This is a genomic window from Veillonella sp. CHU594 (assembly GCF_003992265.1).
Taxonomy (GTDB): domain Bacteria; phylum Bacillota; class Negativicutes; order Veillonellales; family Veillonellaceae; genus F0422.
This window is the reverse complement of sequence record NZ_RQVB01000007.1, coordinates 14,653-28,792: the sequence shown is the minus strand read 5'-3', so window position 1 is coordinate 28,792 and position 14,140 is coordinate 14,653. Positions and strand designations below refer to the sequence as shown.

Here is a 14,140-nt window from a genome sequence, read left to right as displayed (position 1 = left end):
GGGAGGTCTCTGTATGTACCGATTTCAAGTTAACGGTATTTGGCGTGAGGTGGAAGAAGATAAACGACTAATGGATTATCTTCGTGATGACCTACGCTTAACCGGAACAAAGGACGGTTGTAGTGCAGGTGCTTGTGGAGCTTGTACAATTCTCATTGATGGGAAAAAGGTAAAAGCTTGTATAGGTAAAGTTTCGCAAATGGAAGGCAAATCAATTATTACCATTGAAGGCCTTACAGAACGTGAAAAAGAAGTGTATGTATATGCTTTTGCGGAATGTGGAGCTGTACAATGTGGTTTCTGTATTCCGGGCATGATTATCAGTGCTAAAGCATTATTGGATACTACATTAGAACCTACAAGGGCAGATGTTCAAAAAGCTTTATTGGGAAATATTTGTCGTTGTACAGGATATGTAAAAATTGAAGATGCTATTTTATTAGCGGCTCGTTTATTTAAAGAGAACGCACCAGTTCCTAAAAATGATGCAGATGGTACTGTAGGATCTCGCTTACATCGTATAGATGCGGCTGAAAAAGCATTGGGTACAGGATTATATGCAGATGACATGGTGGTAGATGGCATGATTTATGCCAAAGCGATCCGTTCTAAATATCCACGTGCTCGTGTTGATGCAATCCATATTGAAGAAGCTTTGGCACATCCTCAATGTGTGACTGTATTAACGGCGAAAGATGTACCTTTCAATAAAACAGGTCATATTGTTCCTGACTGGGATGTTATGATTGCAGAAGGTGATATTACTCGCTATGTAGGTGATGCTATTGCTGTAGTAGCAGTAAAAGAGAAAAAATATTTGCAAGAAGTATGTAATTTGGTAACGGTAGATTATACAGAATTAAAACCTGTATTAACTCCAGAAGAAGCTTTGGCAGAAGATGCACCATTATTACATCCAAATGGAAATATCCTATCTCATCAAGCGTTAAATCGTGGGAATGCTGATGAAGTCATTGCCAATGCGGCTCATGTGGTAACAAGACATTACTCTACACCACAAACAGATCATGCATTTATGGAACCTGAGTGTGCAATTGCTGTGAAAACAGAAGATGGCATACAATTATACACAGGTGGACAAAGTATCTATGATGAGCAACATGAAGTATCTCGCATGTTAGGCTTGGAAGAATCTCAAGTTAAGGTACATAGTATGTTAGTAGGTGGCGGTTTCGGTGGTAAAGAGGATATGAGTGTGCAACATCATGCAGCACTTGTAGCTTGGAAAACTGGACTTCCAACGAAAGTACAATTAACTCGTCAAGAAAGTTTAGATGTACATCCAAAACGTCATGCAATGGAAATGGATATTACTACTGCATGTGATGAAAACGGTAAATTGTTAGCTACAAAAGTTAAAATTGTATCCGACTGTGGTGCTTATGCATCTTTAGGTGGCCCAGTATTACAACGGGCAGGTACACACTCTAGTGGACCATATAACTTTGAACATTTCTCTATGGATGGTATTTGTGTGTATACGAATACTGTACCAGGTGGTGCATTCCGTGGTTTTGGTGTAACACAAACTATATTTGGACAAGAGATCAATATCGACTTACTAGCTAAAGAGGTAGGCATGGACCCTTGGGAATTCCGTTATAAAAATGCGGTTCGCCCTGGTGATTACTTGCCGAATGGACAATTATGTACACCGGATACTGGTATAGCTGAATGCTTAGAAGCAGTAAAAGATGCATACTATGCGAGTGATCGTACAGGTCTTGCGATTTGCTTGAAAAATAGTGGGGTTGGTGTAGGATTGCCAGATACTGGTCGAGTTATTTTAGAAGTTCGTGATGGTAAAGTACGTATTCGTACATCTGCTGCATGTATTGGTCAAGGTGTAGGCACAGTGGCATCTCAGATTGTATGTGAAGCCACAAAATTGTCTCCAGATCAAATTATAGTAGAAGCACCAGATACGGAACGTACACCAAACTCTGGAACTACAACAGCATCACGACAAACGGTATTTACAGGGGAAGCAACACGTAGAGCGGCTATAAAATTAGCAGAATTGTTAGCCACTAAAACGTTAGCTGAACTTGAAGGAATAGAAGTTTATGAAGAGTTCCTTGGCGTTACGGATCCATTTGATTCGGACAAAGATCATCCTAAGAGCCATGTGGCTTATGGATATGGAGCTTGCGTAGCTACGATTGGAGATGATAACAAAGTAAGTGAACTTCATGTGGCCTATGATGTAGGACGAGTTGTAAACCCACAATCTTGTGAAGGGCAAGTAGAGGGTGGAGCTATCATGGGTATGGGCTATGGTGTAACAGAAGACTTCAAGTACAATGAAGGTAAGGTAGTTACAAAATATGGCACATTAGGCTTGTTAAGAGCTACACAACGTCCAGAAATTAAATGTACATTCATAGAAAAAGGTACACCAGACCAATATGCATATGGTGCTAAAGGTATTGGGGAAATCAGTAGTATCCCAATTGCTCCAGCTATTGCCAATGCATATAATCGTTTGGACGGTATGGAACGTCGTTCTTTACCACTTGAGAAAACTGGATATCGAAAATAATCAGTAAGGGAGAGAGTGTGCTCAGTCTATGAAGTTCGATGTTGTAGCAAGTATGCGAGTGCTTGCTACTTCATCAGATGATGTCTAAAATTCAAAACATGATATAAGCATAAGACTAGTATATTCTATTAAGTAATATGAGGTGATTCATATGGCACATCAAATTCAGGGAGTTAATCATGTAGACGGAATGTTACCAATTCCTAAATTGTTTGCTTACGGTTTACAACACGTATTGGCAATGTATGCAGGAGCAGTAGCGGTTCCAATTATCATAGCACAAGCTATGGGGTTATCAGAGGCGCAGTTGATTCAATTAATTAACGCAGATTTATTTACTTGTGGGATTGCCACTTTGATCCAAACGTTAGGATTTTGGAAAATCGGCGCAAAAATTCCTTTGATTCAAGGGATTACATTTGCTGCGGTATCTCCAATGATTTTAATTGGTCAAGAGCATGGTATGACAAGTATTTACGGGGCCGTTATCGTAGCCGGGATAGTCACATTCTTGATTTCTCATCTATTTAGTCGTTTAATCCGCTTTTTTCCACCTGTAGTTACAGGTACTATTATTACAATTATCGGTATTACATTAATGCCTGTATCCGTTCGTTGGGTAGGGGGAGGTAACCCTAGTTCACCTGAATTTGCAAGTCCAATTAACTTGCTACTGGCTACCTTAACATTGGCAATCGTAGTAGCAGTGTATCGATTTGGTAAAGGATTCTGGAGTAATGTAGCAGTTTTAGTAGGTTTAGTAGTTGGAACATTAGCGTCAATGGCACTGGGTGTAGCTAACTTAGGGGCCGTTGGTCAAGCAGAATGGTTTGCAGTCGTAACACCATTAGCGTTCGGATGGCCAACATTTGAATTTTCCTCTATTATTTCTATGGTCATTGTTATGCTTGTTGTTATGACAGAAACGACTGGTGACTGTATTGCAATTGGTGAAATCGTTGAGAAACCAATTGGTAAAAAAGAATTGGCTGATTGCTTACGTGCAGATGGTTTTGCAACTATGATTGGTGGATTCTTAAATAGTTTCCCACATACAGCATTTGCGCAAAACGTAGGTTTAGTAGCTGTAACAAACGTAAAAAGCCGTTTCGTAGTAGCTGCTTCTGGTGTTATTTTAGTAGCATTAGGATTATTCCCTAAAATGGCAGCGGTTGTAGCAAGTATTCCTAACCCTGTATTAGGTGGTGCTGGTATTGCTATGTTTGGTATGATTATTGCGAGTGGTATTCGCTCTTTATCTAAAGTACAATTTGATGGTACTTACAATCTTATGATTGTAGCCATCAGTATTGGTGTGAGTATGATTCCGTTAGCAGTACCAAGTTTCTATAATCATTTCCCTGAATGGTTAAAAATTGTTCTTCATAGTGGTATTACATTCGGTAGCTTAATGGCAGTCATTCTTAATGTATTGTTAAATGGCTATGGCAATGAAACGCATGTGGTCCAAAAAACTCGTCGTGAAAAAGCGATTGCTCGTTTGGATAAATGGAAAGCAGAACGTAAAGTTCGTAGAAATCAATCTATTTAATCAAAATACTGTATATGGTTAGACTTAGGTTACATATATAAGTGCTTTCTTTATACAGAAAGTAGCACGAAAATAGGTAAGCACCAATTATATGTATAATTGGTGCTTACTTTATTTTTAATATGTAATATTCTAGCTATAAGGGTGTTTGTGTTGTAATAGATCTAAGCTATTTAATATAGTATCTACTTCATCAGCTGTGTTGTGGTAGCCAAAGGAAAAGCGAACTGTTCCTTTAGGATAGGTACCTAGTACTTGATGAGCAGTAGGAGCGCAGTGCAACCCAACTCTAGTGATAATATGATAATCTTGTTCCAGTTTGTGAGCCAGTTCTGCTGGATCACAATGAGTAGGAGAAATAGAAATCACGGCTGTCCGATTTTGAATGTCGGGAATTCCGTGAATAGTATATTTCGATAATTCTTGCAAACCACATATGAATTGCTTGGTCAAAGACAATTCATGTTGGTAAATACTCTCGATACCTATTGTATTGAGATAGGATAGACTAGCATGGAGGCCGAGGATTCCAGGAATATTGGGCGTACCTGGTTCAAAGCGATCGGGAAAGGTAGTGGGAATCTCTAAGGTATGAGAAAAACTACCTGTGCCACCACTTAGTATGGGCTGTATTTGATGAGCTACATCTTTTGTAAGGAGAAAGCCGCCGATACCTTGAGGCCCAAGTAACCCTTTATGACCAGTAAAGCATAGAACGTCGATATTCATATCTTTCATATGGATAGGTAAGATACCAGCTGATTGGGCAGCATCTACGATACATAATAGATTGTGTTCTCTGCAAAAAGCTCCGAGTTCAGCGATAGGTTGTATGGTACCGCATACATTAGAGACATGAGTCACTAGAATAGCCTTTGTAGTAGGTAAGAGAAGTGATTCTAAGGTGGAGGTAATCATTTCACCTTGAGGTGTGCTTGGAATAGTGGAGTAAGAAACACCTTTCATAGATAATTGATGGAGCGGACGCATGACTGCGTTATGCTCTAAACTGGAGATTAGGAAGTGATCACCAGCGGAAAAAAGACCTTGTAAGACCATATTTAGACTAGTTGTCACATTGGGAGTAAAGATGATGTATTTTGGACTAGGTCCACCTAATAGTTGTTGTAACTGTTGGCGTGTTTCTAGGATCAAACGTTCCACTTGGTACGCATCTTCGTTAGAGGAGCGATGAACAGAAGCTCCATTATAGGAAATGTAATCATACATAGCTTGCGCTACAGTGGGCGCTTTCGGGAAAGAGGTACTGCTATTATCTGCATAGATAGACTTCATAATTATAACTCCTTTTAATATGTATATTATATTTAGTATAAAGTAATGCGTGCAAAATATCAATTTGTAGGGACTGAAGTAAACTAGTCGAAGAGGTAATGTTTAGTAGGAGAGGTACTATGAGTGTAATAAGTGAAAAGCAAAGAATTATTATTGCTGGATTAATTATTGGTGCGATTGCTAGTTTATTAGTGCTAGCGGGAAACCCACAAAATATGGGTTTTTGTATTGCCTGTTTCATTCGTGATTCTGTAGGTGGCTTGGGTCTGCATAGAGCAGCACCAGTACAATACATTCGTCCAGAGATTATTGGATTAGTGTTAGGAGCCTTTTTATTATCTTGGTTCCGTGGAGAGAGAGCGGCTAAAGGTGGTTCCGCTCCAGCAACACGATTTACCTTAGGGTTCTTTACTATGATTGGCTGTCTTATTTTCTTAGGATGTCCATTCCGTATGATTTTGCGCTTAGCAGGTGGTGACTGGAATGCAATCATGGGTCTATTAGGATTCACAGGTGGTATTGCAGTAGGTACAGTATTCTTAAAACGTGGATATTCCTTGGGTAGAACGTACATTGTATCTAAAATGGATTCCTATATTATGCCAGCAGCACAGGTGATTCTATTAGGTCTTGTGGTGGCAGCGCCAGCGTTCATTTTCTTTACTGAAAAAGGACCAGGTGCCATTCATGCTCCGTTATGGATTTCTTTAGCAGCTGGTTTAGTAGTAGGTGGCTTGGCACAATATAGCCGTCTTTGTATGGTAGGTGGTATCCGAGATATCATTTTATTTAAAGAAACAAAATTAATTCTTGGTTTTATTGCGATTCTTGTAGCAGCGTTCCTAGTGAACATTTCTGTAGGTAACTTCCATCCTGGTTTTGTGAAACAACCAATTGCGCATACAGATGGATTGTGGAACTTCTTAGGTATGGCCTTGGCAGGTTTATGCTGTACATTAATGGGTGGTTGTCCATTGCGTCAATTAATCTTATCTGGTGAAGGTAACTCCGATTCCACAATTACAGTAGTGGGCCTAGCAGCAGGCGCAGCATTCGCACATAACTTTGGATTAGCAGCCACTGGTACAGGTGTTCCAGTAGCGGGCCAAATTGCGGTAGGTGTAGGTTTTGTGATTGCCTTAGTAATTGCTGTTAAAAATATGCGTAAATAGGAAACATAGGAGGTAAGCATGATTGATGTAAGAGGACTATCTTGTCCAGAACCAGTTATTATGGTACAAAAAGCAATGGCATCAGGTGACAGTGAATATACTGTACAATCTGATTCTAAAACAGCGGTAGAAAATATTACTCGATTTGTATTGGCTCAAGGTTATACAATCGTGTCTAAAGAAGAGAATGGTGAGTATATCCTCACTGTTACAAAACAATAATATGGAATATGTAGCAACATTTTATTCTCATTTTGGAGCTATACAATTTGAACAGTTTTGTAAACAAAGAGCGATTACTGTACATTTACAGCCTGTACCGAGGTGGTTAAGCTCTTCTTGTGGTACATGTGCAATTTTCCAAGTGGATCGATGCATTGTTGAAGACATTCCTGAAGATATTTTAGAAGATATAGAGCAGGTTGTAGAGAAACAAACAGAAGGATATAGAGAGATCTATAAAAGTAATTAAACATCTTGCAAACTATATCTCATATAAAGTTGATATTAGGCATACATAAACTTAGTCTCGAATAATGATAGATTCATTGTAGTTCGAAGTAGTTTGTGTATGCCTATTTTTATAGCAATGATTGTGAGTAACATATGATGTATATGGATTATGCATATATAGATGCTTAGTATCTGAGATAATTCATATGCCAAAATCTTCATATACATGGTACAATAAGGATATAGAGATGTTGGAGTCAGGAGGTATAAGTATGCTTATGTTTATGCAAGTGCAACAGCCTAAAACAGTAGAAGAGGCACATGCACTCATGGTGAAGCAAAAGATGGCACCTATCTTAGCTGGTGGTTGCTGGACGCGATTGGGAAATCGTAAATGGCCTATGGTGATTGACTTGTCTGAATTAGGTCTCCGTTATATTGTAGAGGACGAAACGGAATACCGCATTGGTGCCATGGCTACACAGCGAGATGTAGAGGTGTACGAACCATTTAAAACATTCTGTAGAGGAGTGCTCCCAAAAGCTGTGAAAGATATTTTAGGTGTTCAATTCCGCAGTATGGCTACCATGGGGGGATCGGTAGCAGCAAAATTCGGTTTCTCTGATATTATTCCTGCCTTATTAGCATTACGAGCAGAAGTACGTTTGTTTGAAGCGGGCCGTATGCCGATAGAACAATATTTAACGTATGGAACAAGAGATTTATTACTTGAAATTATTGTGCCAAAACAAGAAGTACCCGTAGGGATTGAAGCATTACGGAAATCTACTTCAGATTTTCCTTATTTAACGGGATCTGCACGATTAGATGATCAAGGCTACTCGGTATATATTGGTTGTCGACCAGGTAACCCAGCATTAGCTGCGAAATCTTGCCAGATTATTAACGAAAAAGGATTGGACGCTTTGGATGAAGCGGTAATCTTGATTCAAGAGGATTTATCCTTTCAAAGTAACTCACATGCAAGTGCAGAGTATCGCTTAGAGATGGCAAAAAACATGTTTAAACGATTGGTAAAAGAGGTGGCACAATGGAAATAATGTTACAAGTGAACGGAGTGAAACGAAATATTCTCATCGAAACGGATGAAATGTTATTAGAAACATTGCGTAACTTAGGCTTTTACAGTGTGCGTTGCGGCTGTGATACAACAAACTGCGGTTTATGCACTGTATGGGTAGATGGTGATCCTATATTATCTTGTGCATACCCTACATTCAGAGCTGTGGGTCATGAAATCACTACCTTAGAAGGTGTAGCAGAGGAAGCTGCAGAATTAGCGGATTGTTTGGCTGAAGAAGGGGCTGATCAATGTGGCTACTGTACAACCGGTATGATGATGAGTGCCATTGCATTAAGCCGTAAATACCCAAATGCTACTGATGAGGAAATTAAAGCTTACCTAAACAACAATTTATGCCGTTGTACTGGTTATGAATCGCATATGCGAGGGATTCGTAAATTTTTAGGAGGCAAAACACTATGAAACATTTAGGACAAAGTTATAAAAAAACAGACTCCGCAACGATTTTAAGTGGTAAAGCCGCCTATACAGAAGATTTTATTCCATCCAATGCGTTATGTATTAAGATACTTCGCAGTCCTCATGCCTTTGCTAAAATTGTGGATATTAATATTGATGCCGCTTTAAAAATACCTGGTGTGGAAGCAATATATACCTATAAAGACGTGCCACAAACTCGATTTACCTTAGCTGGTCAAAGTTATCCAGAGCCATCTGCGTATGATATGTTGATTTTAGATCAAGTGGTTCGCTATGTGGGGGATGAAGTAGCTTTAGTCGTGGCTGTGGATGAACGGACAGCATTGAAAGCTATGCCTCTTATCAAAGTAAAATATGAGGTCTATGAACCAGTCTTGGATATGCATACAGCTATCGATCATCCTAGCATCATTCACGCTGAAGATGACTTTCACTATAACTTTCCAGTAGGGGGAGATCCTAAGCGAAACATTGCTTGTTCCTATAGTCATGTAGTAGGTGACTTAGAAGCAGAATTGGCAAAGTGTGATTATGTTGTAGAAGAGTCTTACTTTGACCAAGCTACCTTACAATCGGCGATGGAAACTTTTAGGACCTTTGCTACCATAGACCAATTTAATCGTCTTGTGATTACAAGTTCGACACAGGTACCATTCCATATTCGTAGACATGTGGCGCATGCTTTGGGGCTTTCTGCGGCCCAAATTCGCGTTATCAAGCCTCGTATTGGCGGTGGTTTCGGATCTAAACAAACGGGTTGTACAGAAATGTTCCCAGCTTTTGTAACATGGAAATTGAAAAAACCATCCTATATCGTGTACGATCGTCACGAAGCGAATAACTGTTCCACTAGCCGACATGCAAGGGATTGGAAAGTTCGTGTAGGTGCCACAAAAGATGGTATTATCCAAGTTATTGACATGGTAGCTGTATCCGATGCAGGAGCACATGGTAGTCATGCCTTGACTACTTTCACAGCAGGGGAACATAAATCGTTACCACTATATAATAAAACAAAAGCGATTCGCTATGAATCTAATGTAGTGTATACTAACCATATGCCAGGCGGTGCATTCCGTGGGTATGGTGCTACAGAAGCCTTGTGGCCACTGGAGTGTGCTATTACGAAGTTGGCGCATGCTATGGGTGTGGATGAAATTGATTTACGTTTGAAAAACTTAATTGGTGTAGGGGAAACTGCGCAATCCTTCCATCCAGGTGAAGTGTTGGCATCTGGTCTATTGAAAGAAGCCATCCAAAAAGCGAAAGAAATGTCTAATTGGGACAATCGTCCAAAATCATGGAAAATCGATGACCGCCATAGGGGTGGTTTAGGAGTAGCTCTTGCGTTCCAAGGATCGGGGATTGCCAATATTGACTCTGCCTCGGTAGAAGTGCGCATGCTGGATGACGGTACGTATATGTTATTTACGGGGTCAACAGATATGGGCCAAGGATCCAACACGGCGTTAGCACAAATTGCTTGTGAAACTTTGGGCTGTCCCATGGATATGATGGTTGTCTATGAAGCAGATACTGACGTTGTACCATTCGATCCAGGCTCTTATGCATCGAGTACGACTTATGTGACAGGGACTGCTACGAAACTGGCTTGTGATGAGTTGAAAGAAAAAATCTTGCAAGAATTTGGCCGTATCTTAGAAGTGGATCCAAGTACATTATCCTTTGATGGAGAAAAAGCATGGACTGAAGATGGTTCTAAAACGATGACTACCAAAGAGTTAGCGCCGAAACTTGTATCAGGACCGAAAGGACATTACTTAAGTGGTATGGCTACTTGGGGCAGTCAAACCTCTCCACCTCCTTTCATGGTGGGCATTGCAGAGGTGAAAGTAGACCTTGAAACTGGTAAAGTAACGCCTGAAAACTACTATGCAGTAGTTGACTGTGGTACTGTTGTCAATAGAAACCTAGCCACTGTACAAACAGAAGGTGGTGTTGTGCAAGGTATCGGTATGGCATTATATGAAGAAATTCGCTATTCTTCTCGTGGTGTGTTAGAAACAAACAATTTCATGCATTATAAATTACCAACACGGTTAGATACTGGTAATGTTCATGTAGACTTTGTGGAATCCTATGAACCAACTGGTGCTTACGGTATTAAATCCATTGGGGAAGTTGTTATCAATACATCTTGTCCAGCTATTCAAGGGGCTATCTTGAATGCTACAGGTGCTGAGGTAACTACATTGCCAATGATTCCAGAACGCGTGTATATGGCGTTACAAAAAAATAAGTAGAGTAAGTAATAGGAGAGTCAAGATGAGTGATAGGAAGTATTGGGAGTCCTTACTAGAACCTGGGATACTTGCTGTCGTAGGGGCTGGTGGCAAAACAACTGTTGTATCTAAACTAGGTGCTGCGGCAGTCAGTCTAGAGCGACCAGTAGTGGTAACGACTACAACAAAGATGGGATCTGAACAAGTGGCTCCTTGGAACCCCTACTATGGGGATGACCTAACACTTGGGGAAACTCATATAGAACAACAATTGGCACAAGGACGGATGGGTTCTTGGTTTCAATCCGTAGCAGGCCATAAGGTACTAGGATTAGATCCAGAGTTGCTAGATAGAGTACAAGAGCGTCATCCAGATTGGTCGATTATCATAGAGGCAGATGGAGCAAAAACTAAGTGGTTAAAAGCCCCTAAACCTCACGAACCAGTGATACCGACTAAAACGGCGACTACCATTGCAGTAGTGAATATGCAGGTGTTAGGCAAACCGCTCACAGAGGACTATGTACATCGCATAAAAGAAGTACAGGCTATCATGGAGGTTCCACTAGGGGATAGGATAACTCCAGAAGGAGTTGTAAGACTGCTACGACACGAGCAAGGTGTCTTTCAATATGCTCGGGGGAAACGGATCGTATTCTGTACAGGTTGTGATACGGTGGATTCAACAGTGGTGGATGCATTTTTACAAGCTTTGCAATCCCTTTCATTGCACAAAGTGGTGTTGGCTAATGGATATCGTGAAAATTGTTGCATACAAAGGATACTAACATGGCAATAGGATGTGTATTATTAGGGGCTGGACAATCGAAGCGTATGGGATGTGCTAAGCAATTGTTGACCTATCAAGGACATACCTTGCTAGAGAGTGCCCTCTCGAAGTATAGCAGGATACAACCTCTAGCGGTAGTTATTGACCCATGTATGGGTGTGAAGGATATGGTGCATAAGGTACAGGGGATTCCTGTGCCTAATGAGCATCCACAATGGGGGCAGGGTACATCTATCCGATTAGGAGTAGAGGCCTTATTGCAATGGGAACACACACAGAAAGAACGTTTAGAGGCAATCGTATGTGGTGTGATTGACCAACCTCTATTGAATGTGCAAGTCATTGACGACTTGTGTAACACTTTCAGAGATATTGGCGACGAGAAAGCCATTGTACAGCCACAGTATGGACCGAACCAAGAACGAGGTAATCCCGTAGTATTTGGAAGATATTGGGCGGATGCATTATGCTTAATTCCTGGAGATATGGGAGGGCGTGTCATTTTGAGAGGTGAAGGAGCTCCTCATGTTACATATGTATGGCTTGAAAGGCAATGTACTATGCATAGTGGTATAGATGTTGATACGAAAGAAGACTATGACCGTATTGTGAGCGAAGGAGGACGTTATGAAACCAATGATTCTCATCCGTAGCGGTGGAGATGTGGCATCTGGCGCTATTTATCGATTGTGGCGAGCAGGGTATCCTGTGGTGATTAATGAAATTGCGATTCCTACCATGATTCGTAGAGAAGTGTCCTATGGGAATGCAGTGCATCGAGGAGAAATGATCTTAGAGCGATTGCGCTCACGTCATGTACCTTTACAAGATGTAGCGAAATTGTTAGCTAGCCGGGAGGCAATTCCTGTGGTCACTGAGCCTTATGAAAACGTACTCACTACGATGAAACCAACCATCGTAGTGGATGCTATTTTGGCGAAGCGAAATGTGGGAACTCAAAAAAGTGATGCTCCTTTAGTCATTGGATGCGGTCCCGGATTCAATGCTGGCAAGGATGTGCATGTTGTAGTTGAAACTATGCGTGGTCATACCTTAGGACGATGTATTTATGAAGGTCCAGCTTTAGCCAATACGGGGATTCCTGGCAATGTGGGAGGCTATACTCATGAGCGAGTGATAAAATCCCCAACGGAAGGTCTATTTGTAGCGAAAAGTCATATTGGAGATCAAGTAGAGGCGGGTTCTATCATAGGCTATGTAGAGGATGTACCAGTGCATGCAAAAATTAAAGGTACTTTACGAGGTATCTTAGCCTCTAATATATTAGTAACGAAAGGCTTTAAATTAGCGGATGTGGACGCACGATGTGAAGAGAGCCATTGCTTTACTATATCAGATAAAGCATTAGCTGTCGGCGGTGGTGTGATGGAGGCCATCACTGCTTGGGAATATGAGCAGATAAAGGAGTAGTACCATGAATCTGATTGATATTGCGCAAGAACGTATGGCAAAGGATGAATCATCGTTGATTGTAACGATTTTATCTGGAGAGCGACAAGGAGATAAAGTGATGTATAGCCATACTGGTGACGTGGTGTATGGCAATGCTATTGAAGGCTTTACAGTACCTCAAAGAATAGAACCACAATTATTTTCTATTGAAGATATGGAATGTTTTCTACAACCAGTAGAAAAAGATCCAGAAGTCCTCATACTAGGGGCTGGTCACGTAAGCCGTTGTGTGGCTGACCAATTTTTATTCATTGGTTGTGGCGTTACCGTAGTGGATGACCGAGCGGAATACTTACAAGAAAACTTTTTTGATTCTCGTGTAAAACGAGTGCATTTAGATTTCAAATCATTAAAGGATAATTTGAATCTTCATGCCTATACAGGCATAGTGGTAGTCACTAGAGCTCATGAGTTCGATAGTATATGCTTGCACCAAGTGCGTCATGTGTTGCCAACCTATGTGGGTGTGATGGGCAGTCAAAAACGTATTTTCCATGCTTTTGAAGTGTTGAAAGAAGAAGGTTGGACACAGCAAGAGCTAGATATGTTATATGGCCCTATTGGATTAGATTTAGGAGCCCAAACACCAGAAGAGATAGCACTTTCTATCGTAGCAGAATACATGGCGGTGTCCTATCGTAAACAAGGTGGTTTTTTATCGAAAAAGAGGTATGCACATGAAGTATGAGTTTATAGAATATCTACAACAACATAAGCAAGATACATTGGCAGTGACAACGATTTTAAAAACTCATGGCTCCACACCACGCAAAGCGGGTACTACTATGATTGTGCATCCTGATGGATCTATCTTTGGCACCATTGGTGGTGGTCGTGCGGAAAATGAAATTCGTTTAAGTGCGGTAGATGCATTAAAAAAGAAAGAACGTTTTCGTCGTATTTATGTGGATTTGAACGATGATGTGGCGATTAAAGAAGGTATGGTCTGTGGCGGTAACATGGATGTACTCATCGAAACTTACCATGTATAACCAATAGGTTTACTAGAAAAAAATACCAATATAGGATACAATAAAAGGGTACATGCATGAGCATGTACCCTTATTTGTATT

14 protein-coding genes are annotated in these 14,140 nt (G+C 40.6%); 13 read left to right on the top strand and 1 reads right to left on the bottom strand.

Translation table 11 applies throughout. The annotated features are described in order from the left end of the window. The first annotated feature begins 13 nt into the window (after positions 1-13). Together xdh and EO111_RS05505 are read left to right on the top strand one after the other, a co-directional pair. Positions 14-2,563 (top strand): selenium-dependent xanthine dehydrogenase, encoded by a 2,550-nt coding sequence (gene xdh, locus EO111_RS05510; protein WP_126940408.1) that lies wholly within the window; start codon positions 14-16, stop codon positions 2,561-2,563. Positions 2,564-2,714: 151 nt separating this feature from the next. Then, on the top strand, positions 2,715-4,115 hold the full coding sequence (locus EO111_RS05505; protein WP_009353298.1) for a nucleobase:cation symporter-2 family protein: 1,401 nt from the start codon (positions 2,715-2,717) through the stop codon (positions 4,113-4,115). 132 nt (positions 4,116-4,247) lie between these two features. On the opposite strand, the gene EO111_RS05500 is transcribed toward EO111_RS05505, so the two are convergent. Next, entirely contained in the window at positions 4,248-5,411 is a 1,164-nt protein-coding gene (locus tag EO111_RS05500; protein WP_126940406.1) for an aminotransferase class V-fold PLP-dependent enzyme, read from the bottom strand. Between the two features lie 119 nt (positions 5,412-5,530). Between EO111_RS05500 and yedE the strand changes: the two genes are divergently transcribed. The 11 genes from yedE to EO111_RS05445 all read left to right on the top strand — a co-directional run bounded on the left by yedE (position 5,531) and on the right by EO111_RS05445 (position 14,059). Further along, on the top strand, positions 5,531-6,583 hold the full coding sequence (gene yedE, locus EO111_RS05495; RefSeq protein ID WP_127010952.1) for a YedE family putative selenium transporter: 1,053 nt from the start codon (positions 5,531-5,533) through the stop codon (positions 6,581-6,583). 18 nt (positions 6,584-6,601) lie between these two features. Then, on the top strand, positions 6,602-6,805 hold the full coding sequence (locus EO111_RS05490; protein ID WP_126940404.1) for a sulfurtransferase TusA family protein: 204 nt from the start codon (positions 6,602-6,604) through the stop codon (positions 6,803-6,805). Position 6,806: 1 nt separating this feature from the next. Continuing rightward, positions 6,807-7,055, top strand: a complete 249-nt coding sequence (locus tag EO111_RS05485; protein ID WP_126940403.1) for a DUF3343 domain-containing protein — start codon at positions 6,807-6,809, stop codon at positions 7,053-7,055. A 253-nt stretch (positions 7,056-7,308) separates the two neighbouring features. Further along, complete coding sequence (locus EO111_RS05480) at positions 7,309-8,097, top strand: xanthine dehydrogenase family protein subunit M (protein ID WP_127010951.1); 789 nt, start codon at positions 7,309-7,311, stop codon at positions 8,095-8,097. After that, positions 8,088-8,543 carry a (2Fe-2S)-binding protein gene (locus EO111_RS05475; protein WP_009353384.1) on the top strand — a complete coding sequence of 152 codons (456 nt, stop codon included), beginning with the start codon at positions 8,088-8,090 and terminating at the stop codon, positions 8,541-8,543. The genes EO111_RS05480 and EO111_RS05475 overlap by 10 nt, the downstream gene beginning before the upstream one ends. Then, positions 8,540-10,825: a xanthine dehydrogenase family protein molybdopterin-binding subunit gene (locus EO111_RS05470; protein WP_126940401.1), complete on the top strand. Its 2,286-nt coding sequence runs from the start codon at positions 8,540-8,542 to the stop codon at positions 10,823-10,825. The genes EO111_RS05475 and EO111_RS05470 overlap by 4 nt, the downstream gene beginning before the upstream one ends. Positions 10,826-10,847: 22 nt before the next feature. Continuing rightward, positions 10,848-11,603, top strand: a complete 756-nt coding sequence (yqeC, locus tag EO111_RS05465; RefSeq protein WP_127010950.1) for a selenium cofactor biosynthesis protein YqeC — start codon at positions 10,848-10,850, stop codon at positions 11,601-11,603. Beyond that, positions 11,594-12,247 (top strand): NTP transferase domain-containing protein, encoded by a 654-nt coding sequence (locus EO111_RS05460; RefSeq protein ID WP_126940399.1) that lies wholly within the window; start codon positions 11,594-11,596, stop codon positions 12,245-12,247. The genes yqeC and EO111_RS05460 overlap by 10 nt, the downstream gene beginning before the upstream one ends. Beyond that, the gene (yqeB, locus tag EO111_RS05455; protein WP_126940398.1) at positions 12,222-13,025 is read left to right on the top strand and encodes a selenium-dependent molybdenum cofactor biosynthesis protein YqeB; all 804 of its coding nucleotides are present in this window, start codon (positions 12,222-12,224) and stop codon (positions 13,023-13,025) included. Before EO111_RS05460 ends, yqeB begins: the two co-directional genes overlap by 26 nt. Positions 13,026-13,029: 4 nt before the next feature. After that, positions 13,030-13,755 carry an XdhC family protein gene (locus EO111_RS05450; protein ID WP_126940397.1) on the top strand — a complete coding sequence of 242 codons (726 nt, stop codon included), beginning with the start codon at positions 13,030-13,032 and terminating at the stop codon, positions 13,753-13,755. Next, a complete protein-coding gene (locus tag EO111_RS05445; RefSeq protein WP_062401615.1) occupies positions 13,745-14,059 on the top strand; it encodes an XdhC family protein in 315 nt (104 codons plus the stop codon). The genes EO111_RS05450 and EO111_RS05445 overlap by 11 nt, the downstream gene beginning before the upstream one ends. Positions 14,060-14,140 lie beyond the last annotated feature (81 nt).